The 22845-nt window shown below is 33.1% G+C and carries 17 protein-coding genes; 12 read left to right on the forward strand and 5 right to left on the reverse strand.

Features of this window, described 5'->3' with window-relative positions:
• Window positions 1–22 precede the first annotated feature (22 nt).
• Window positions 23–1288 (forward strand): hypothetical protein, encoded by a 1266-nt coding sequence (locus AC3ITQ_RS19455; protein ID WP_489235786.1) that lies wholly within the window; start codon window positions 23–25, stop codon window positions 1286–1288.
• A 246-nt stretch (window positions 1289–1534) separates the two neighbouring features.
• On the opposite strand, the gene AC3ITQ_RS19460 is transcribed toward AC3ITQ_RS19455, so the two are convergent.
• The 3 genes from AC3ITQ_RS19460 to AC3ITQ_RS19470 all read right to left on the reverse strand — a co-directional run bounded on the left by AC3ITQ_RS19460 (window position 1535) and on the right by AC3ITQ_RS19470 (window position 5235).
• Window positions 1535–2611, reverse strand: a complete 1077-nt coding sequence (locus AC3ITQ_RS19460) for a Ppx/GppA phosphatase family protein (protein WP_489235787.1) — start codon at window positions 2609–2611, stop codon at window positions 1535–1537.
• Window positions 2612–2672: 61 nt separating this feature from the next.
• Entirely contained in the window at window positions 2673–3944 is a 1272-nt protein-coding gene (locus AC3ITQ_RS19465; RefSeq protein ID WP_489235788.1) for an MFS transporter, read from the reverse strand.
• Between the two features lie 307 nt (window positions 3945–4251).
• A complete protein-coding gene (locus AC3ITQ_RS19470) occupies window positions 4252–5235 on the reverse strand; it encodes a BstXI family restriction endonuclease (protein ID WP_489235789.1) in 984 nt (327 codons plus the stop codon).
• A gap of 881 nt (window positions 5236–6116) precedes the next feature.
• Here AC3ITQ_RS19470 and AC3ITQ_RS19475 point away from each other — a divergent pair.
• The 4 genes from AC3ITQ_RS19475 (at window position 6117) to AC3ITQ_RS19490 (ending at window position 8549) form a co-directional block, all read left to right on the forward strand.
• Entirely contained in the window at window positions 6117–6428 is a 312-nt protein-coding gene (locus AC3ITQ_RS19475; protein ID WP_489235790.1) for a helix-turn-helix domain-containing protein, read from the forward strand.
• A 114-nt stretch (window positions 6429–6542) separates the two neighbouring features.
• Window positions 6543–7304 carry a phosphatase PAP2 family protein gene (locus AC3ITQ_RS19480; protein WP_489235791.1) on the forward strand — a complete coding sequence of 254 codons (762 nt, stop codon included), beginning with the start codon at window positions 6543–6545 and terminating at the stop codon, window positions 7302–7304.
• 114 nt (window positions 7305–7418) lie between these two features.
• Complete coding sequence (locus tag AC3ITQ_RS19485) at window positions 7419–7844, forward strand: DUF6326 family protein (RefSeq protein ID WP_489235792.1); 426 nt, start codon at window positions 7419–7421, stop codon at window positions 7842–7844.
• A gap of 12 nt (window positions 7845–7856) precedes the next feature.
• The gene (locus tag AC3ITQ_RS19490; protein ID WP_489235793.1) at window positions 7857–8549 is read left to right on the forward strand and encodes a DUF4386 domain-containing protein; all 693 of its coding nucleotides are present in this window, start codon (window positions 7857–7859) and stop codon (window positions 8547–8549) included.
• Window positions 8550–8738: 189 nt separating this feature from the next.
• Here the strand turns inward: AC3ITQ_RS19490 and AC3ITQ_RS19495 are convergent, their stop codons facing one another.
• Both AC3ITQ_RS19495 and AC3ITQ_RS19500 read right to left on the reverse strand, forming a co-directional pair.
• On the reverse strand, window positions 8739–8987 hold the full coding sequence (locus AC3ITQ_RS19495) for a hypothetical protein (protein ID WP_489235794.1): 249 nt from the start codon (window positions 8985–8987) through the stop codon (window positions 8739–8741).
• 279 nt (window positions 8988–9266) lie between these two features.
• Complete coding sequence (locus AC3ITQ_RS19500; protein WP_489235795.1) at window positions 9267–10223, reverse strand: YheT family hydrolase; 957 nt, start codon at window positions 10221–10223, stop codon at window positions 9267–9269.
• 187 nt (window positions 10224–10410) lie between these two features.
• Between AC3ITQ_RS19500 and AC3ITQ_RS19505 the strand changes: the two genes are divergently transcribed.
• The 7 genes from AC3ITQ_RS19505 (at window position 10411) to AC3ITQ_RS19535 (ending at window position 22780) form a co-directional block, all read left to right on the forward strand.
• Window positions 10411–11643, forward strand: coding sequence for an ROK family transcriptional regulator (locus tag AC3ITQ_RS19505; protein ID WP_489235796.1), 1233 nt, complete (start codon window positions 10411–10413; stop codon window positions 11641–11643).
• A gap of 511 nt (window positions 11644–12154) precedes the next feature.
• Complete coding sequence (locus AC3ITQ_RS19510; RefSeq protein ID WP_489235797.1) at window positions 12155–15589, forward strand: SusC/RagA family TonB-linked outer membrane protein; 3435 nt, start codon at window positions 12155–12157, stop codon at window positions 15587–15589.
• Between the two features lie 17 nt (window positions 15590–15606).
• A complete protein-coding gene (locus tag AC3ITQ_RS19515) occupies window positions 15607–17061 on the forward strand; it encodes a RagB/SusD family nutrient uptake outer membrane protein (RefSeq protein WP_489235798.1) in 1455 nt (484 codons plus the stop codon).
• An 87-nt stretch (window positions 17062–17148) separates the two neighbouring features.
• Entirely contained in the window at window positions 17149–18069 is a 921-nt protein-coding gene (locus AC3ITQ_RS19520) for a dihydrodipicolinate synthase family protein (protein WP_489235800.1), read from the forward strand.
• A 29-nt stretch (window positions 18070–18098) separates the two neighbouring features.
• A complete protein-coding gene (locus AC3ITQ_RS19525; protein WP_489235801.1) occupies window positions 18099–19259 on the forward strand; it encodes a galactose oxidase in 1161 nt (386 codons plus the stop codon).
• Window positions 19260–19306: 47 nt separating this feature from the next.
• Entirely contained in the window at window positions 19307–20548 is a 1242-nt protein-coding gene (locus tag AC3ITQ_RS19530) for an MFS transporter (protein WP_489235802.1), read from the forward strand.
• Between the two features lie 156 nt (window positions 20549–20704).
• Window positions 20705–22780: a GDSL-type esterase/lipase family protein gene (locus AC3ITQ_RS19535; RefSeq protein ID WP_489235803.1), complete on the forward strand. Its 2076-nt coding sequence runs from the start codon at window positions 20705–20707 to the stop codon at window positions 22778–22780.
• Window positions 22781–22845: the final 65 nt, after the last annotated feature.

The raw sequence follows: 22845 nt of genomic DNA on the forward strand, positions 1-22845 counted from the left end.
TAAATTTTAAAAAAAAGAAGTTATGAAAAAGAAATTACTGTTACTTGTATTTTTTACTTTCACGCTATTAATTAAAGCACAGAATACTAAAGGTATTAATGGTGATACCAATTGGTTGAACATGTGGACAAATTTCAATCCCAAAACGACCACCTATAACGACGCTTCCATAATAATAACTGGTACAATTACTTCAAACATGACATTAAAAAAAGAAAATGTTTATGTTTTGGTCGGTACGGTTTATGTCGCTCCAAATGTAATTTTGACCATTCAACCGGGTACATTGGTAAGATGTGATGCAGATACTTTGACCACATTAGTAATTACAAAAGGTGCCAAAATCATTGCGGAAGGTACTGAAACTGACCCGATTGTTTTTACCTCCAACAGAAACTCCGGAGATAGAAATCCTGGGGACTGGGGAGGTATTATTATTTTAGGAGATGCACCAATAAACAAAACTGGAGGAATTGGTACTTTGGATTTTGAGCTTGACCCACAAAAAGCACTTTATGGTGGAAATAACAAGGACAGTGACTCCGGTATTTTAAAATATATTCGAATTGAATTTTCAGGAAAAAAAACAAGCCATAATAAGCCTATAAACGGATTATCATTAGCAGGGGTTGGAGCGAAAACAAAATTAGAATATATACAGGTTACCTCATCTGATGAGGATTCCTTTCAGTTCTACGGAGGATATATAAATACCAGTCATTTAGTATCTCTGCGATCTGCCGATGATGACTTTGATTTTACTCAGGGTGTTCAGTGTAATATATCTAACAGCATTGCAATTAGGAGTCCGTTTTTGTCAGATAGCTATGGATCCCGATGTTTTGAAATGGAAACTGTCGACACGAGAAAAGGAGAGGTTTTAGACAGCAAAAAAGAAATGACAAGAGTAAATGCTACGAATTTCACAATGATGCATACAGAAGATATTGGAACTGAAATTGAAGGGCTTAAACACGAAGCAATATTAATTAGAGAAAATACCTTTTTAACACTAACCAATTCAGTAATATCAGGATTCAGCCACCTTATTGTATTTGCTGATGCAATTTCAATTTCCGACGAATATTTAGATCAAATAATTTTAAAAGATCTGCTCATCAATGATACCAAGGTTATTGGAATAACTCAAAATAAAGACTTCAATTCCCTTATCAGTAATTGGTATCAGGACAAGCAATTCGGAATAGACTTTATAAAACTTAAAAATGATCAACTGTTTGCCAGCACATCTATGAGAAAAAAACCTGATTTTAGAATTAAAAACTAAACTATCTGCTTACCTAAAATTATATGTTTGATGCGAGTAGAGAGCGTTGTTTACCAGATTGCTCTTTACAAATAATCAATAAAAAACCAGTAATCGATGAGATTACTGGTTTTTTATTGATTATTAGATTCATTTATTTCCCAAATACGAATGCCCTACTTGTTTCAAAATCGCCAATTACAGCACTTTAAATCACTTATTTCAACCTGTTTAAGACCTAAGAAGTATTCAAAAAATAAGTTAATCTCAATGGATATTTTTTGCTCTTTTTGCAGAATCAGCAATATAAGAAAGCAGCCACGCCATTTGTCCTTGTTTTGTGAAGTAGATCTTTTTAGATTTGGCATCAGGCATTTTCTCTAATAGTGTCAATAATAAGGCATTTGCTGCAATTAAATACTTTTGAGAATAAGTTTTCAGCACTTTCTCAACATCTTTATTTTGCGTTGCTAATGCTTCAAATTTTGCATAATCCGTTTTTATCATGGTATTGTAAGCTTCAACATCTTTAATTTCAAATGAATTAAAATTTTCTATTGCTCCACTTCCTTTAAACAGTGTGTAGAAAGCCCAAACGGCACCACCGGACATGTAAACATTATCTTTGTTAAAAATCTTTGGACTTTGCTGATACAAGCGATCTGTCTGTTCTCTTAACTCAGGCAGTGCTGCAGACAACAATTCGTTAAATTCGGCAATTGAATTCGTTTTCGCTTTTTTGCTTATTTTCTCCGTAAAAGTTACAGTTCCTAAATCTAGTGTTACAGGGTAAAATATTAAAATATCATCTTCATTAAATTTCTCCACATATCCGCCTTTAGTATTTCCTCCGCCAATATCAAGAATCAACGAATCAGAATATTCTTTTGGAGGAATACATCCTTTTAACAACAACTTTGCTTCTGTTTCAGAGGTAATTATCCCCACATTTATATTAGTAAAAACATACAATCTTTGGAGTAAAACATCAACATTTTCTGCCATTCCAACTCCGGAAGACACCACAATAAAGATATTTTTTTCATCAATTTTGTATTCCTTAACAAGTTTCGTATAATTTTTTACTACTACATCAAAAGCAGTGTCAATATCATTTGCTGCTAATTTTCTATCTACGGCTATCCCTTTAGCGATAGCTACATTTTCTGTCCAAAAATCAACTACTTCATATTTCCCTTTTCTAATGTTTTGGACATTTATTACCGACATTTTTACTCCCTTACTTCCTACTTCAATTCCGGCATAAAGTTCTTGTGAAATTAAACTCGGAGAAACTAAAAAAATAAAAATAATTATGACATTTAGTACAATATATTTTTTCATTTTAAATGGGTGTTTTTTAATAATATGAGTAGCTCATTTTTATTCAAACATTGCATGCAGATTATCGTTTTTTGCTTTTATCAACAAAAATGGATTGCACTATTTTTATTTTAGTTTCTATTGTTTCCTTTTCAACCATTCTTACCAGCCAATAACAAAGCGAAATAGCCAATAAACCAATTAAACTCATAAATATAAAGTCGGCTCTGTAACTTGCATATGCGACAATTTCCATCCCTGTCTTAGCGCTTAGTATATGTGCAAGACTAAAACTCATCGTAAAAACAGACATGTACCTCCCCTCTTGATTATTATGTGATCGGGTCATGGCAAATGAGTTTGAAAAAGGAAAAGTCAACATTACTCCCAGTGTCATGAAAAACATCATTACATACAATATTCCATACCATTTATCATTTAATAGCAGAAGAACATAACTAAGCACCATAAAGGATAAACCAACCATTATAACATTCAGCTTATTCATTTTGTTTTTTTCTACATAATTAACAATGGGTAATTCAAAAAGCAATGTTAGTATTCCGCTAAAACTCAAAAGCAAACCACTGTTTACTTCTGATAAATTAAATTGTTCTCTATGATATAATGTCAATGTCGTAAACACCTGAAAATACATAATCCCTGTTATCAGCGAAATGAACATATGCATTATAAAAGTTCTATCTTTTAATATTGCGTATTTGTCTACTCCAATATTGTGTGTTTTGAGTTTAAAAGGCAGTTTTCTTTCTTTAACTAAAAGAACAAAAACTAAAACTGCCAAAATACAAGTGGCCGCATCTACATAAAAAAGATATTTATAACCGATTAGTATAATGATAAGACCACCCAAAGGCGGACCAAACAGAAACCCCAAACTTGTTGCTGCTCTTACTAAGGCCAGCGCTCTGGTTTTGTTTTCTTTTCGAGTGTATGTATTTAAAGATACTAACATTGCCGGCCTGAACATATCGGCAACAGTTGTTAAACAGAGAATTGCAATACAAAACCCTTCAAATGATGTTGTATACTGTAACGTAAAGAAGATTATTCCACTTCCAAAAAGGCTTCCTATCATTACTTTATAAAATCCAATTTTATCGGATAACACCCCGCTTAACCAGGTGCCAATAAAAGAACCAACACCAAAACAAACCATAACCCAGCCAATTTGATTGTATTCAAAATGCAGGTTCTCTCTCATGTATTTTGAGAGAAACGGAATTACCATTGTCCCGGTTCTGTTTATAAAGGTTATTAATGCCAGAATCCAAATTTCTTTTGGAAAACCACTATAATTTTCTATATATTTTTTTCTTAAGTCGCTAAACATTTTCTTTTTTTTTTGATGATTTTTTTTCGGTTTTTTGAGACCACTTTTAAATAAATCAAAAAGACAGCTTTTATTGAATTTTTATTCAGGTTATGTATTTTATAATCCTGAATAATTGATTTGAAAGATGACTTATAATCTGGAAAAACCACATACTCACTAATTTTCGTCTATAACAAAAAATTACTTTTTAGCACAAAAAGCTTTTCTCTAATTAGTTGATTTATTGTTTTATGGATTTATTCTATTTTCGATACATTATTCAAAACAGGCTTCTAAACCTATCCCAAACACCTGTTCCAAATCATTAATTAGATGAATCCTTGTTGAAAATAATCGTATTTACAACGACCTCTTTCATCCATTTAATAGTTTCGATTACGCCAGTTTCTTTACAAATCATATTACAATTCTGATGTCCCCATGCCAAATTATAAGGGACATGATTAAATTCGCCGGTTTTCAACTGATTAATGTAAAAAAGATTTATGGGACTAATCTCTTTATCGATATCTAACTTCTCTGCAGATTCAAAGAAATTTAGTAGAAAAGCCTCTGCACTTAATTTTTTTAAACAAAGGGGACAAATCGTGTTTTTGGCATTATCAATAATTCGAGTTTTGTAAAGTCGATCTGTATTAGATAATTTTTGATTATTACAAGCAGTATTTATAGCTGCTATTCGATTTTCTATCTCACTTTCTGTCATTCCGGCACCAAGTGCTACTTCTTTGGAATTATAACAGAGCCAGAATAAATATTCTAATTGTAAGTGGGAAGATTTGATCGTTAAAAGAGAAGCGTATTCTGCTACTCTGATTCCGGCACCTTTGCAACTACTGGTATTGAAACCAAGAATAATCTTCTCTTCGTCTTTTGAAGTTGACGTTAGTATTCTTGCAACAAAATGACCATCTATAGGAGATGTTCTTTTTTCAGCTATAGCAAGCTTATTTTTGTAAGGATTAAATTCATTCCATTGTGCTCTTGTCTCGTAAAGCAAGATAGCATTGACACCAAGTTTTAACTTCCTGGCTTTCATCTCAACTAATGTGTCAGGATTTGTGTAATATTCTTCAGGGCTGATGACAACAATAAATCCACTTTCAAATCTGTCAGAAGTGAAAACAGAAATATCAAATAAATGAATTGATTCAAAAGGTATTAAAACAGTACCGTTTCTATTGGCCCTATTTTGGAAAATCACATCATCATTTGCACTTCTGGTTTGTCCGGTTTTGTAGATTTTACTTTGTAGTAAAGGAGGTAATTTGGGTAGTCGTTTTGCCATAGGTTATTAGTTTGGTTGATTGTTTTGGTTTGTTAATAGATTAACAGATATAGAAATACATTTACAAACTTTATTGAAAAGAATAAATCCATAATCTGAGGGGCTTTAGCAATTTAACTAACTTGAATACACTGAGGTTAAATCATAGGCATATAAAGAATTTGTGAAAGCATAATAAAATCAAATTTAGATTCAAAAAAATAATCCTCAACAATTGAAAGGCTTTTTCTTTATAACAATATTAACAATTATTATCAAATTTGTGGAACTTTTTTTAGTTAAATTTTCATGCATTTATTTTTTTTCAAATTATACTTATTTTTAAAATTAAGTTTAACATATTACTTAAATACCTTAAAAAATAGCACTTTACAAAATAAGCGCCAAATTATTTCTTACAAAAATAAATCAGACTTAATTAGACTTTTATATTTTTTAAAATCTCGTCAACCTAAACATTTGTTAAATCAAATAACCTGTTTTTATTCGCCTTTTTCTCCTTTTTAAAATTACTTTTTTAGATAGATTTAAGGAATTTCATTCAGATAACTCAGATTTAAAATTCGCGTATTTATACGTAGGATTTATACCTAAAAAAATAATCAATACAATTAAAAAACAAAAACAAGCTCCACCACCAAAACATTATTATCTGGAACTAAAGAAAAAAACTTTTTAAAGCGATTATCTGTAGCTCTGTCTAAAATTAATTTTTGCTTAAGATATGGAAGAGACAATACATAGTACATGCTTTTTTTATATTTTAGTGTTTATAAGGCCTTTACACTTACTGCTAAAGCAAAACAATCCCAATAATCACGGATCGTATTAATAATCTAAATCATAATTAATTTAAATTGAAAAGGATCAAATTACAAGAAATGCGTTTAAAGCGAGAAATAACGCAGGATGTAATGGCTAATCTACTCGATATGACCCAAGCCACTTACAGCCGAAAAGAGCGTGGTTTAACTAAAATCACAAATGATGAATGGGATAGAATTACGCAAGTATTAGATGTGGACAGAAGTGAAGTCATTGAAGATAATTTCAAAAAAGATTCTATATCCACTAATTTTACAAAACGATCTTCCACAATTCCAAATGGTCTACTTGATCAAATTGCTTTTTTAACCAAAGAAAATCTAGAACTTAAAGAGAAATTAAGGAAGTTCGAAAACCAAGATAACTAACAAACATCCAGTAAATTAGTATCTTTATTCTAATAAAAAATAAATTACTCCGCAGCAAAACAATTACTTCTAAAGTATTTAGATCAAATTTCATTATCATGTAATAATTTATAAATGAGAAAAATTAGTCTTCTTTTATTTTTACTACTGATATCTTATAATTCTTTGGCACAAAACACCATTGTAGTAGACAGTATTCAGACGGATACTGTTCGAAATATACGTTTCAATTATAAACAAATTATAATACCAGGTATTTTAATTGGATATGGATTTTGGGGAATCGAAAGTGGACAGATAAAAAGTTTTAATTTTCAGATTCGCGATGAAATTACAGAAAACATAGATACAAAGGTTACAATAGATGATTTTACAAGATATGTTCCTGCTGTTTCTGTATATGCGCTTAACGCTTTTGGTGTAAAAGGAAAAAATAACATGAGAGATCGTTCTGTTATTTTAGCTACTTCAACTATTCTTACCATTGGAGCGGTTTTCGGATTAAAATCGATTACCAATGTTGAAAGACCCGATGGAACTTCAAATGATTCTTTTCCTTCAGGGCATACCGCGATTGCTTTTGCAGGCGCCGAATTTTTATATCAGGAATATAAAGACAAATCGATATGGTATGGTGTAGCTGGTTATGCCATTGCTACCGGAACAGGAATATTCAGAATGTATAATAACAGGCACTGGTTAACCGATGTAGCGGCCGGAGCCGGAATCGGAATACTATGTACCAAAGCAGCATATTGGATGAATCCTTATTTGACACGCAAACTATTTGGTAAAAAAGAAGATAAATCGACCTCTTTTATTTCACCTTCATATGATGGAAAAAGTTTTGCAATTAATTATATCAAAACATTCTAACTCCTTCTCTAGCCCTCCTTCTTGCTGGTTTAAATTAATCCTCACCACTAACTGTAACATTATCAGCACCTAATCGTCTTATTAGAAGTTTTAAACAGATTAAACCTCAAAAAGATGAAAAAAGCTGTTCTTGAAGATTTCCAAATCAATATTAAAATTAAACTGGCATTTTTATGGGCGTCTGTAACTTTTTTATATCTATATGGCGACTATTTTGAGCTTTACATACCTGAAAAAACAGCAGGCTTAGTTGACGGAACAAATCTACTAAACAGTCCTGTAAAACTATTTTTAGCTTCTTTATTATTAGCCATTCCCGCTATAATGGTTTGTTTTTCAATTCTTGCAAAACCTCGATTAAACAAGTTGCTGAACATTATATTTGGTTTGTTTTTCACTGCTATTATGTTATTAATTGCAATCACATCAATCTCTGAATGGAGAGCATTTTATGTTTTTTATGCGATTTTAGAAAGTGTATTAACTTTTGTAATTGTCTGGACGGCTTTTAAATGGCCAAAACAAACCGACTTAACATAATCATCTAAAGAAATGACATCAAATAAAAAAAAGGCGAGAATTGCAGGTTTATTATACCTTGTTGTAGTGCTAACAGGAGTTTTCAGTTTGGCTTATGTACCTTCTAAACTTATCTTTTGGGATAATCCAACAGCTACTTTTAATGCTATAAAAGAATCTGAAACACTTTTCCGATTTGGAATTGTAAGCGGATTAGTCTGCTATAGTTTCTTTTTAATACTGCCTATTGCGCTTTACAAACTCCTAAAACCAGTAAACGAATTTTATGCAAAATTAATGGTTCTTTTAGCTGTAATTAGCGTTCCAATTTCATTCGTTAACATCCAAAATAAATTTGCGGTTCTTTCCCTTACTAATGGTGATAATTCCATTACTGTCGCAAATGAACAACTCCAAAATCAAGTGATGTTTTATCTTAACCAATATGACAATGGAATTCTAATGGTTTCGATATTTTGGGGATTATGGCTGTTCCCTCTTGGTTATTTGGTATATAAATCTGGTTTCTTACCGAAAATTTTTGGTCTTTTATTAATGCTTGGCTGTATTGGCTATCTAATCAATTTTATTGGTAATACTTTAATTCCGAATTATTCAACTTTTGGTATTTCACAATATATAAGTATACCTTCAGCATTGGGAGAAATCGGCATTTGCTTATGGCTTCTTATTATGGGCGCAAAAGAAAGATCATCATCTATATAAATAAAAAAGCACCTTTTATATTCTAAAAGATGCTTTTGATATTTTTAGTAATGAACTGTATTAAAATTCATACACATAGATCCTATAAAATTATTGATGACTATACATTTATTGTTGTTTAACTAGATATTTATAATAGATTTCTAAAATAAATACCAACTATTAAAATTTAGTCCTTCACTATTTTTATCATTTATATAATGAAATTGTATCCATCAGGTTTTCTCTAGTTATAAATGCTTTAATATACTCCTGCACTTCATTCTTAGTTTCAACCGGAGTTTCAAATGAATTAATATGGAATTCATCATCCTGATCCAGAATATGTATTATTTCTGTATAGCCTTTAGAAATTAAGCTCCCTTTCAATCTAATTATATTCAATTGCTGCTGCCCATTTAACTCCTTGCGTACTTTTAATTGTATAGCTTTTTCCATAATAAATATTTTAAATTAATAAGCCGTTAATTAATTTCAAATATAAATATTAATTGCTTTGAATCCTTCATCAAAACAAACTATAAACCATTATTTATCAACATATTAATAACAATTTAAAAAAATATATAACTGCTATTTTTTTAACTAAAATTCCTGATTTTATTTATTTTTTAGATCATCCTTATAGATACGATTATCTAAGATTCAAAAATTCGGGACATGTTAATTCAAAAGTACATTACTTTTTTTACTGAGTTTTAAAAATCTCTCACTTGGTCAACAAGATTCAAAAAATTCATAAGCTCTTATCTCAGCATACGAATACTCTGAATCACGCAATGGAAAAGCGCAGTGTCCTCCGTACTTTGGGGTCTCAAGATAAACATAAGCGCTGTCTTGCGCTATAGCTCTTGGGTAACATCTTTCACCTAAAAAAGGGTCGTCAAGAGAATTAATAATTAAAACCGGAGTCGTAATATTTCTAAGAGAAAATTCCGGAGAGACGCGTTGGTAATAATCATCACGGCTCGCAAAACCATGCAAAGGCGCTGTAAAATATTGATCAACTTCATCAAAAGAAGAAATTTTATCAATTTGATCGCGGTTTATAAAGTCAGGAAACTGTGCTGCCTTGTATTTCAGTTTTCTTTTAATATCGATTGTAAAATTCTTTAAATAGACTCTGTTAAAGCCTTGCTTAAGTACTTCAGCACTAGTAGCGATATGAGTTGGAACTGAAACCGAAACTGCGGCTTTTATCCGCTTATCAATTTTTGTCCATCCTAAATAATTGAGAAGCTGAACACCTCCCATTGAATATCCAATCAAATAAACATCCTGAAATCCTTTTTTCAAAACAAACTGAACTACTTCATCGAGATCATCGACTGCACCGTGGTGATAAAGTCTAGGAAGACGGTTCATTTCTCCTCCGCAAGTACGATTGTTCCATGCAAAAACAGAGAAACCATTTTGTTGAAAATAAGCCGCACAGCTATTATTATAAGTTCTACGGGAATCTCCCTCTAAACCATGACATAAAATCACTGCTTTTTTAGGATCATTTATAATAAAATCGATATTGATAAAATCTCCATCACTCAACTCAAGCTTTTCCCTCGTATATCCCGGAGCATCAAACTTTTTAAACAAAGCGGCATAAATAGTAGAAATATGCCTGTTTCGATGCATTATAGAAGGAAAATCATATTCTGATTGTTCAATTATAGGCATGGTAAAAAGAGTTTTTGGTGCATACTACAAATCTAAGAAATCAATCAGTTAGAAAAATTAATTTCGAAGAGAAATTAATTTATAATAAAAAAATAGTATTGAAAATATTTTAATATTAGTCGCCCTGTTATTATTATTATTTAAAAAATATAGTAAGTTTGTAAAGACCTTCTTAATTCTTAAAATAATGAGTTTAAAAGATTTATTAGATATTAGTAAAGACAAAAGCCTTTCCGGCCAAAAGTGGCACATGTTAAGACAATCTATAACCAAGCGTTTACTGTCTGGCGGAAATGCTACCATCGCTGAATTAAGTACTGAACTACAATCTAGTGTCCCAACAGTAACTAAAGCTGTTAACGAATTACTGAGCGAAGGTTACGTCGTTGACATGGGAAAAATAACCAATAGCGGAGGAAGAAGGCCTTCCCTATTTAGTATTAACCCAACTTGTGCTTATTTTCTAGGAGTTGAAGTAGGAATTACAAGTATGTCTATTGGTTTACAAAATATTAAAAACGAATTAGTAAGTGTTGAATTGGGAACTGCTTTTGTTCTCGAAAACAATCAAAAATCTTTGTTGAAATTTTGTGGACTAATCAATTCATTTATTGAAGATAGTTCTGTAGACAAGAAACTAATTGTTGGTGTTTGCATCAACTTTTCAGGTCGAATCAATTCAATGGAAGGTTTTAGCTATAATTATTTTTTTAGTGAAAACAGACCTTTAACAGAAATCATCTCTGAACAATTAGACCTTCCTGTTCATCTTGAAAATGATACCCGTGCCATGACTTTTGGTGAATATTGCGAAGGTGTTGTAGATGATGAACAAAATATAATCTTTGTTAATTATAGCTGGGGAGTTGCTATTGGTATTATTACCGATGGTAAGCTTTATTACGGAAAATCAGGGTATTCAGGAGAATTTGGCCATAGTACAATTTTCAACAATGAAATTATGTGCCAATGTGGAAAATTAGGTTGTCTAGAAACTGAAATTTCTGGCTGGTCGTTAATTAACCAATTTAAAGATGCTATAAAAAACGGGAAACAATCCAAAATTGTTCTCGATGAAAATTCTTCTGATCTGCAACATAATGCCATTATTATGGGAGCTGTCAATTCTGAAGATACTCTTTGTGTAGACTTAATTACTAAACAAAGTGAAAAAATGGGGCGCTATTTATCTGTTTTATTAAATATCTTCAACCCTGACTTACTGGTAATTGGCGGAGATTTCGCACAATTAGGTGATTACGCACTATTACCAATTCAATCTGCATTAAAAAAATATTCACTTGGTTTAGTTAACCGTGATATGAAACTCAAAAAGTCTACATTAGGCCGTCGTGCTGGCGTTATTGGCGCTTGTTGTGTTATTAAAGAGAAGATGTTATCTCCTTTAATGAACAACTAAATTCATTAACCTTTCTTAATTATTAAAATATTTTAATAACTAAAGTTGTTATATTAAAATATTTTATATCTTTACCTCGTTATAATAAATTAATTTATTCGTAAAGTTATCATAACATTCATCCGAATAGCGGTGCTTGATTGTTAAATGATAGTAAAAATAAGTAGTGGATTTTTTAAAACACTTTAAAATCCTGAATTACATTTTTATCAATAAAATAATTTATCGACGCTGGAATTCCAAAAACAAAAAAATATTAAGATCGTTTCTAACAGTCTTATTCATTAAAAATCAAAAAAAGGAAAATACAAGTTTTATATCGTAAGTAAGAAATTAAAGATCACATCAAAATATCAATTCAAACCATTGCATAAAATATTTTGTTTTTTAATCATAAAAAAGCCAGCAAATGCTGGACACATTGCTGGCTGGTCCTCGTAAGGATCAATGATTGGAAGATAAATAAATAGACCTTTAACAAAGTTATTATTAACCAAACCATTACAAAAGTATGAAATTATTGCCTAAAGGTAAACCTAAAAATTATAGGTTTATTCCTAATCACTCAAAAATCATTAAAGTAGCAGCTGCAGTACTTTTAATTTTCAACATGCAGTCAGTAGCTGCAAAGACAGAAAAAAGTATTGTTTCTACAAATAAGAATGTAAAAAAGAATAATCCTGACCAAAAAAAAATAACAGGGACCGTTACTAACGAAAAAGGAGAAGCTCTGCCTGGCGTAAACATTGTTGCAAAAGGAACTAACTTTAGTACCCAAACTGATTTTGATGGAAAGTTCAGTATTGATTTACCAGATAACATCACTACATTGATTGTTTCTTATATAGGTCTCCAGGAACAAGAAGTAACTATAACTTCTGCTCCGCTTAATATTGTTCTTAAAGAGATCGGTCAGCAAATGAATGAGGTTATTGTAGTAGGATATGGTTCTCAAAACAGAAGAACCTTAAGTACTGCCGTTTCTAAACTGGATAAAAAAGTATTAGAAAATGTGCCTTATTCAAACGTTACTCAATCACTACAAGGAAATGTTACCGGTTTGGTTGTTAAAACTTCATCTGGTCAACCAGGAAAAGCTTCTAATGTTATAGTCCGAGGAGGTACTTCTATCGATAATCCATCAGGAGCAACTCCTTTATATATAGTAGATGGTGTAATTCGTACTCAAATTGATGATATTAACTCTTTTGATATTGCTTCACTTCAGGTTTTAAAAGATGCTGCAGCAACATCAATCTATGGAGCTCGTGCCTCAAATGGTGTTATCATCATTACAACTTCAACTGGTAAAGCGGGAAAATTAAAAGTTACCTATAATGTTTCGACTCAAAATAGCCGAATTGCTAAAAAATATGATTTCATGGATGGTGGAGATTATATTAAATTTCAGCGTTTAGGTTTGTATAATGCTGCTGAACTGGCAGGGCTTTCAACTACAACAGGTATTGCAAGATTAGGGCAACTAACAGGAGCTACACCTGCAGGTACTGGTAATAACCTTTTAAACAATACTCCTTTTGCTACTTTATTAAAATCTAATTTATCATCAGAAACTATTGGCCAGTTACAGGCTAAGGGCTGGCAGGAAATTCAAGACCCGCTTAATGCTAATAATACCATTATGTACAAAAGTACAGATTGGAATGATGTACTTTTCCAGGATGCTATTACACAAAGTCACACCCTTGGTTTTAGCGGAGGTACTGACACTGGTGTTTTTGATTTGAGTTTAGGATACTTAAAAGGAGATGGTATTACTATTTTTACTGGTTATCAAAGATTCACCAGTAAATTAAATGCTTCTTTAAAAATAGCAGACAATTTTACTGTTAACGGACGTGTTTTATTTTCTAAATCTAGCAACAATCAGGTTGTTGCCAATAGTGTAGTTTTTAATCGATACTTAGGAAACTCGCCAACAACAAAAATGTATCTGGAAGACGGAACATTAGCTCCGGGTCAAAATAATATTAATGGAAATCCATTATATCAAATGGGTAAAGTTAAAGGAATTAACGAAAATAATAAATTACAAATGAGTGTAGATGGTGAGTTAAGACTTGCCAAAGATTTTACCTTCACTCCTGCGATCTCTCTTTACAGTGAAAATGAAAATGACAACACTTTTCAACAAGCATTTTTAAGCGGTAGCAGCGGTTTAGTAGACAACACTCGTACAGCAACAAGATTAAGCAATCAAATTTTTCAGACACAATACGAAGGAGTTTTTGCCTATAAAAAAGAATGGGATAATGTTGGTAATTTTGATGCCAAGTTAGGCGTTTCTAAATATGACAGATCCATTAAATATTTTAATGCTTCTGGAAAAGGAAGTCCATCTGATTTAGCACAAACATTAGACTCTTCTCCAATTCCGGTTTCTGTTTACAGTAACGATACTAAACTAGTATTAAACAGTGTTTTTGGACGTGTTAATTATGATTATAAAAACAGATACTTTGCAACGGCCTCTTTCCGTTATGACGGATCTTCAAGCTTAGGACCAGACAATAAATATGGTTTCTTTCCTGGTATATCTGCAGGATGGAATATGCATGAAGAAAAATTTTGGGTTGCTACTATGCCAAAATTCTTTTCATCGCTTAAACTTAGAGGAAGTTACGGTGTAAATGGTAACCTAGGAACTTTAGGTGATTTTCAGGCTGGCGGATTGTATTCAGGGACAACAAATGGTCTTCCTAATAGCTACAATGGACAATCAGCAATTATCAACTCTCAAATTGCAAATCCAGGCTTAAGATGGGAACAATCAGAAACTGTAAATGGAGGTTTTGATTTAGGATTCAACGAAGATAAAATTAGAATTATCGGAGATTTTTACAACAAATTAACTTCGGATTTATTGACCAATTTAACTTTGGCTTCAAATAGTGGTTTCAATACGGTTTTAACCAATTTGGGAGGATTAAGAAGTAAAGGTTTTGAACTGGAAGTACAAGCCAACGTTTACAATCAAAACGACTGGAAAATTAATGTAGGTGCAAATGTTTCGCATAATACAAACACAGTGGAGAAACTTCCATTTAATGGAAATGGAAACAACAGAATTGGCGGAACTCAGATTTGGGATGCAGGAAGTGGAACCTATAAATTTGTTGGAGGTTTGCAGGAAGGACAAAAAATTGGAGATTTTTATGCTCACAAACAATTATATATACTTTCTACTCAGGCAGAAGCCGATGCTTACAACTTAAAAGTTCACGATACCTATGTAACAAAAACTGCTGTAACCGGTGGTAATCCAGAAGGTAAAAAATTTGCAGGAGATGCCGTTTTCGAAGATACTGATAATAATGGAATCATCGATAGCAGAGACAGAACTTACATGGGTAATATGTTCCCAACTTTCGTAGGAGGTTTCAATTTTGATGCAGCTTATAAAGGATTTTCATTAGCCGTAAGGACAGATTACTCATTAGGAGCAACAATTTACAACGAGTCAAGAGCACGTTTTCTTGGTCAGTTTCAAGGTAATTATGGATTACTTGCCGAAAGTGCACAATCATGGCAAAAAGAAGGTGATATTACAGATATACCTCGCTACCGTTGGGCAGATCAGACCAATCAAAACAATTTATTTAGATCTGAAGCTAGTGGAGCTGCTTACAATACTAATATGTTTCAGGGAAATAGCCGTTATTACGAAAGTGGAGATTATTTATGTATAAGAGAAATCACTTTCAGCTATAGCTTCCCAAAAACATGGGTTGAAAAGGTAAAATTAGCATCATTTCGTATGTACGTAACGGGAAGCAATTTATACTATTTCACAAAATACAAAGGGTTGAGCCCAGAAGTACAAGGTATTGACGGAGGATCAAGTTTAGGATTAAATGCAGCAGGATCAACTGGTACATATCCAATTCCCAGAAATATTATCCTTGGCTTAAATATCAGTTTGTAAATTTTAATACTAAAATCATGAAAAAGAAATTTCTTCTATATACACTACTATTTACTTGTCTTTCTCTATTGAATTCTTGTCAGGAAGATTTAGAACTAACATCTAATAGTGTCATAACATCTGATAGTTTTTGGAAAACTGAAGATGATGCTAAAGCCGGCGTAAACGGAATGTACGTTAACTTTAGGATTCAGACCCAACAAAATTATTATTTACTGGGCGGTGCACGAAGTGCTGAAATAACAGGTGGTGTACAATCTCCATTAACTTTAGCAAACTATTACAATAACAATCTTACGCCGCAAAACATAGATGTTGAATGGGGCGGTTTATATACTGTAATTCATCAGGCAAATCTGGTTTTGAAATATGTTCCTCAAATTCAATTTAGCCCTTCAACTGTTAATGAACAAAAGCGCTATATTGCTCAAGCCTACTCAATGCGTGCTTTATGTTATTTTATCATGGCGCGTTCCTGGGGTGGTGTTCCAATTGTGACGCAACCAACAGAAAACACCAATCAATCAGAATATATTATTCCGCGTAACACAATTGAAGAAACTTTTGCTTTCATAAAATCAGATATTGATTTAGCAATTTCAAATTTTCCTGATACTGCAAATAACAAAACTCAATTGTCTCTTGCATCTGTATACGCTTTAAAAGCTGATGTTAATTTATGGACAGCAAAACAATTAGGCGGAGGAACGACTGATTTAAATACGGCTTTAACCGCTATTAATACAATACCTGGAACACCAACTTTATTACCTAACTTTAAAGATATTTTTGCATTCGATAAAAAGGCAAATGCCGAAGTAGTTTTTGCAGTTCGTTATTCTTTGGCTGATTTACCTTCTTCATTACTGGATAACTGGAATCAGTTTATGTTTGTTGGTCCAAGTGATTTTGCTCCATTAACGGCAGCAACAGCAATAGCAACATTTGGAACTTTAGGAAGTGGTTCTGGTAATGCAGGGATTTCAAGAGTACAGCCAGATATTACAAGATTTAATTTTGCTGCAACGGATACAAGAAAAGATGCGACGTATTTAACATTATACAACGAATCTACCCCAGTTGTTACCGGATTAGTAAAATATAATGGAACTGTAGATGGAACTGTAAGAAGATTTGTTAGTGATATTATTATTTACCGTTGGGCTGACATTCTTTTAATGAAAGCTGAAATTAAAAATGCTCTTGGACAAGACCCTACTGCCGAAATGGATATGGTAATGAAAAGAGCAGATGCTTCGGCTTCTTTTACAAACAGTACACCAACAGCTAATGATGATGTTATTTTAAAAGAACGTTTAAAAGAATTAGCTTTTGAAGGTAAATCATGGTGGGATATCGTTCGTTTCAACAGAACCGATTTGGTTCCGTCAATGACTGGAAAACAAGTATTGTTTCCAATCTCACAAAACACAATAAACTTTAATCCAAAAATTGTTCAAAATCCACTATAAGAACGGAATAAAAAATACAGTTTAAAATTAGGCTGGAAATCCTTCCAGCCTAATTAAACACAACACAAACAATAAAAAAATATAATCATGAAAATTGAACATTTACAAGGTCTGATTTCTGCTCCTTTTACTCCTTTTGACAGCAACGGAAAACTAGATGTAAGTCTTATTCCTCCTTATTACGAATTTCTAAAAAGAAACGGAATTACAGGCGCTTTTATCAACGGATCAACCGGAGAAGGAGTTTCTATTTCGTTAGAAGAGAAAAAAGCGGTTGCTCAAGCATGGGCAGACTGTTCAAACCACGATGCCGATTTTAAAGTTATGGTTTTCCTTGGCGGAACTTGTCTAACGGATTGTATCGACTTGGCAAAACATGCTTATGAAATTGGTTTATACGCCGTTTCCTTAACCGGAGCATTTTACTTCAAACCTTCTAACGTTGATACACTTGCCGAGATCTGTATTAAAGTTGGAGAAAGTGTTCCAAACATGCCTTTTTACTACTATCATATTCCTGTGTTGACAGGTGTTAACATTGCAATGTATGATTTGGTAAGAGCTTTGGATGGTAAATTGCTGAATTTTGCCGGAGTAAAATATACACATGAAGATTTCATGGATTTTCAAAGCTGTATGAGTTATGAAAATGGAAAATTTGACATGCTTTGGGGACGTGACGAAAATATGTTATCAGCATTGGTTTTAGGTGCAAAGGGTGCTGTTGGAAGTACTTTTAATTATGCAGCTCCATTGTATTATGATTTAATTGAAGCTTTCAATAACAATGATTTAGTTAAAGCGAGAGCGCTTCAGCAAAAATCAATTGATATGATTCGTTTCTTAGGAAAATATGGCGGAATCTCCGTAGGAAAAGCTTATATGAAAGTAGTTGGGCATGATTTAGGAGAATTCAGATTACCGGTTAAAAACATGAGCGCAGCGCAATTTGAGCTATTCAAAAAAGATGTTGAAGGTTTAAATTTCGATGCTTTTAAATCAAAATAATCAAGTTCGTTTTCCTTAAAACAAACAATATGAATACATCCTTTTCTTCCATAATCCTTACTATTTTAATTATGTCAGCAACGATTGGTCACGCACAAAAAACAAATATTTCAAAAGTCGAATGGAAAAAAGCAGCTCAACTGCAAAATGCTGATGGGAGCCTTTCTTTAGGTTTTGCTGGTCCGATTAATGGAATTAGCAACGACGTTTTGATTGTTGCAGGCGGAGCCAATTTTCAGGATAAAATGCCTTGGGAAGGAGGAAAAAAACATTATTCAAATGAAATTCATGTTTTACAAAAAGAAGGAAATCAATACAATTGGAATAAAAAAGTGGCCAGTACTTTACCGGAAGCAATAGCCTATCCCGGAAACACAACCACAAATTTAGGAGTTGTTTATGTTGGCGGAGAAAATGAAAACGGACTTTCAAATAAAGCTTATCTTCTAAAATGGAATGCAGTAAAAAATGAAGTAGAAACAAATCCATTACCTGATCTTCCAATAGCAATTACCAACATTGCGCTTACCCATAATGAGAATATAGTTTATGCAATTGGCGGAGATGAGGCAAAAAATTCATCCGATTTAGTTTTTAGTATTGATTTAAACACTGAAAAACCAGAATGGAAGCCATTACCCAAATTACCTTTTGCATTAGCCAATTCTGTTGCGGTAATACAAAATAATAAAATTTTTATTGTTGGAGGAAGGACCAAAACAGCATCAGGAATAAGCGACTTACACCCTACTACTTTGGCTTTTGATTTGAAAAAACAAATTTGGGAAAACAAAGCCGATATCTCTGACGGAAAACACAAAACCAATTTTTCAGCCGGTGCCGGCGTTTCTTTTGGGAAAGAATATATTGTACTTATTGGTGGAGATAACGGAAGTACTTTTCATAAAATCGAAACCTATTTGTCGCAGATTGCAAAAGCTACTTCTGAAGAAGAAAAAACAAAACTTATTACCGATAAAAACATATTAAATACAACACACAAAGGTTTTTATAATGATGTTCTGTTGTACAACACACGTACGGATAAATGGTCGAAAATTGGCGAATTGCCTTTCCTTGCCCACGTAACTACAACAGCAACCCTATGGAATGATAATATCGTATTGTCGAATGGAGAAATAAAACCTGGGATTCGTACACCAGATGTTATGCTGGGAACGATCAAATAATCAAACGGACATCAACGCTTAAAGAATAAAATTAAAGCATACAAAATATGAAAAACTCTAAATATTATCCTTGGTTGGTAGTGGCTCTGCTCTGGATTGTAGCGCTCTTAAACTATATGGACAGGCAAATGCTCGCCACCATGAGACCTTCTATGGAAGCGGATATTCCTGAATTGGTATCAGGCGAGAATTTTGGACGTCTAATGGCTATTTTTCTTTGGATATATGCACTAATGAGCCCTATCTCCGGAATTATTGCTGACAAACTAAATAGAAAATGGTTAATTATTGGAAGTTTATTTGTTTGGTCTGCTGTTACTTATGCAATGGGTTATGCTACTTCCTATAATCAGATTTATTGGCTGAGAGCTGTTATGGGAGTAAGCGAAGCTTTGTATATTCCTGCTGGTTTGTCTTTAATTGCCGATTTTCATCAGCAAAAAACCAGATCTCTGGCGATCGGAATTCACATGACAGGACTTTATGTAGGTTCGGCTTTAGGTGGTTTTGGAGCAACAATAGCGGCTAAATTTTCATGGCATACTACTTTTCATCATTTTGGTATTGTGGGTATTGTATATTCTGTTGTTTTAGTTTTCTTTTTAAGTGAGAAAAAAGTAGCAACAAAGGTTTTCGATCCTGAATTTAATAAAACAATCGAAAAAGATTCTCTTTTTAAAGGTTTGGCATTATTGCTTACGAATATTTCATTTTGGGTAATTCTATTTTACTTCGCTATTATTAGTTTACCAGGTTGGGCAACAAAAAACTGGCTTCCTACTCTATTCTCTGATAATTTAGGAATTTCAATGGATCAGGCTGGGCCTTTGGCAACCATTTCAATCTCATTATCCTCTTTAATAGGTGTTATTTTTGGTGGAATCTTGTCGGATAAATGGGTTCAAAAAAATATAAAAGGAAGAGTTTATACCAGTGCAATTGGTCTGAGTTTAACGATTCCCGCATTGATGCTGATTGGTTTTGGGGACTCCTTATTTCACGTAGTCGGAGCTGTTTTATGCTTTGGTATAGGATACGGAATGTTCGATGCTAATAATATGCCTATCATTTGTCAATTTGTTTCTTCAAAACATCGGGCAACTGCCTATGGTGTTCTAAATATGACTGGAGTCGCCTGCGGCGCACTAGTTACATCGCTACTCGGAAAATCTGCCGATAGTGGAACTTTAGGTTTTGGTTTTGCATTAATGGCCGGAGTTGTAACGTTGGCACTATTTGTTCAACTTAGTTTTCTGCGTCCAAAAGTAAATGACTTTGCAGATGCATAGAATGTAGTCGTTTACCCCTTTTTACATTAAAGAATTGTTAGTTAGTTTTTTGGTTTTTTATTAAGCTAGGGCGGAGCCATGCGTTCTGCCCAGCTAAATAATCAACTCAGTTTTAATAATATCTGAGAAATAATGATGATACAAAATCGGATTATATTGACCTATATATGCTTCATTTCGCTGATTTTTAATCTTGAAATGAAAGCGCAAACCATTACAAAAATTGCTTGTATTGGAGATTCTGTAACTGCTGGCTATCTTTTATCTAATCCTTCAGCAGCATCATATCCCTCACAGCTTCAAACTTTAATTGGGCAGCAATACGAGGTAAAAAACTTTGGACATAGTGGTGCAACGCTTCTAAAAAAAGGAAGCACACCGTATTTTAAAACCGAAGAATATACTAAGGCGATTGCTTATCGACCGGATATTGCTATCATTCACCTGGGATTAAATGATACTGATCCAAGAAATTGGCCGAATTACAAAGACGATTTTGACGCTGATTATTCCTGGTTAATTGACACTTTTAAAAACCAGAATCCAAATATAAAAATATACATCTGCCGAATGACTCCGATATTCAACGAGCATTCTCGTTTTAAATCGGGAACCCGGGATTGGTTTTGGCAGATTCAGGAACATATTACTGCGATTGCAAAAGCAAATAAAGTAAACTTAATTGACCTTCACGAAAAATTATACAATCGTCCGGACCTTTTTCCTGACGCTTTGCATCCAACAGAAGAAGGCGCCACAATTCTGGCAAAAACCGTTTACGGAGCTATTACACAAGATTTTGGAGGACTAAATCTGGCTCCCATTTTTACTGACAATATGGTACTTCAACGCAATCAGCCTATTGTTATTTATGGAAATGCAAATGGCGGTAGTAAAGTCGAAGTTGCTTTTAACAATCAAAAAGAAGTTGTTACAGCAAATGAATATGGCAAATGGAAAGTGGTTTTCCCATCAATGAAATCTGGTGGAACGCATCAAATTACTATTTCTTCTGATGAAAAAAATATAGTACTAAAAAACATTTTAATTGGAGATGTTTGGTTTTGTTCAGGACAATCTAATATGGCTTTTCCTCTTCAAAAATCTGCAAATGGGAAATCTGAGGTTAAAAATGCTGGTAAGAATGCAACCCTGCGTTTATTCAATTTTGAAGCGATTGCAGAAACAGATGATAAAGCCTGGGATTCCATTACTCTACAAAAAACCAATCAATTAGAATTCTTCTCCGGAAAATGGAAAATATGTGATTCTATTAGTGCCAAAGATTTTTCAGCAATAGCCTATTACTTCGGTAAAAACATTACTCATGAAGAAAATGTCCCAATAGGTTTAATACAAGTGGCTGTTGGAGGATCTCCAATCGAATCCTGGATTGACCGCTATACTTTTGAACACGACGACAAAATTGTAGACGCCTTAACCAATTGGCGAAAATCGGATTACATCATGCCGTGGGTCAGATCTCGAGCAGATGTAAATCTAAAAAATGCTACAAATCCAAAGCAAAGACATCCTTATGCTCCCTGCTACAATTTTGAAGCTGGTGTATCGCATTTTACAGAATTCCCAATAAAAGGAATTCTATGGTACCAAGGAGAAAGTAATGCACATAACATCGAATTATACGAACATTTAATGCCAGTTTTAGTACAAGGCTGGCGCAAAGCATGGGAAACAGCTTCCCTCCCTTTTTATTATGTTCAATTGTCAGGAACAGATCGTCCAACCTGGCCGTCCTTTAGAGATGCACAAACCAAAATCCAGAAAAATATCGCCTATAGCGGCATGGCGATTAGTATGGATTATGGTGATTCTACAAATGTTCATCCTATTCAAAAAAAGCAGGTTGGAGATCGTCTGGCGCTTTTAGCTTTAAAATACACTTATGGGAAAGCGGTAATCGCAAACGGACCATCAGCAATTAAAGCAGTACAAAAAGGAGATGCAATTGTAATCACTTTTTCGAATGCAAAACAGTTGTCGACAGCAGATAAAAAAGAATTAATCGGTTTTGAATTAGTAACCGAAAAAGGAATCCGGATCGAATCTCGTGCGATAATTACTAAAAATGAGGTTTCGATCCCTATTCCAAAAAATGAAAAAATAAAAGCTGTTTTATATGCCTGGAAACCCTATACAACTGCAAATCTGATAAACGAGGCTGATCTTCCCTGTTCCACCTTTAAACTAGAATTGAATTCAAACTATTAAAATAAAAGTCAACAACGCTAAATCAATACTTAGTACCATTAGTGTGACTAAGTCTAAAACATATA

The organism is Flavobacterium sp. KH_001 (assembly GCF_057840745.1).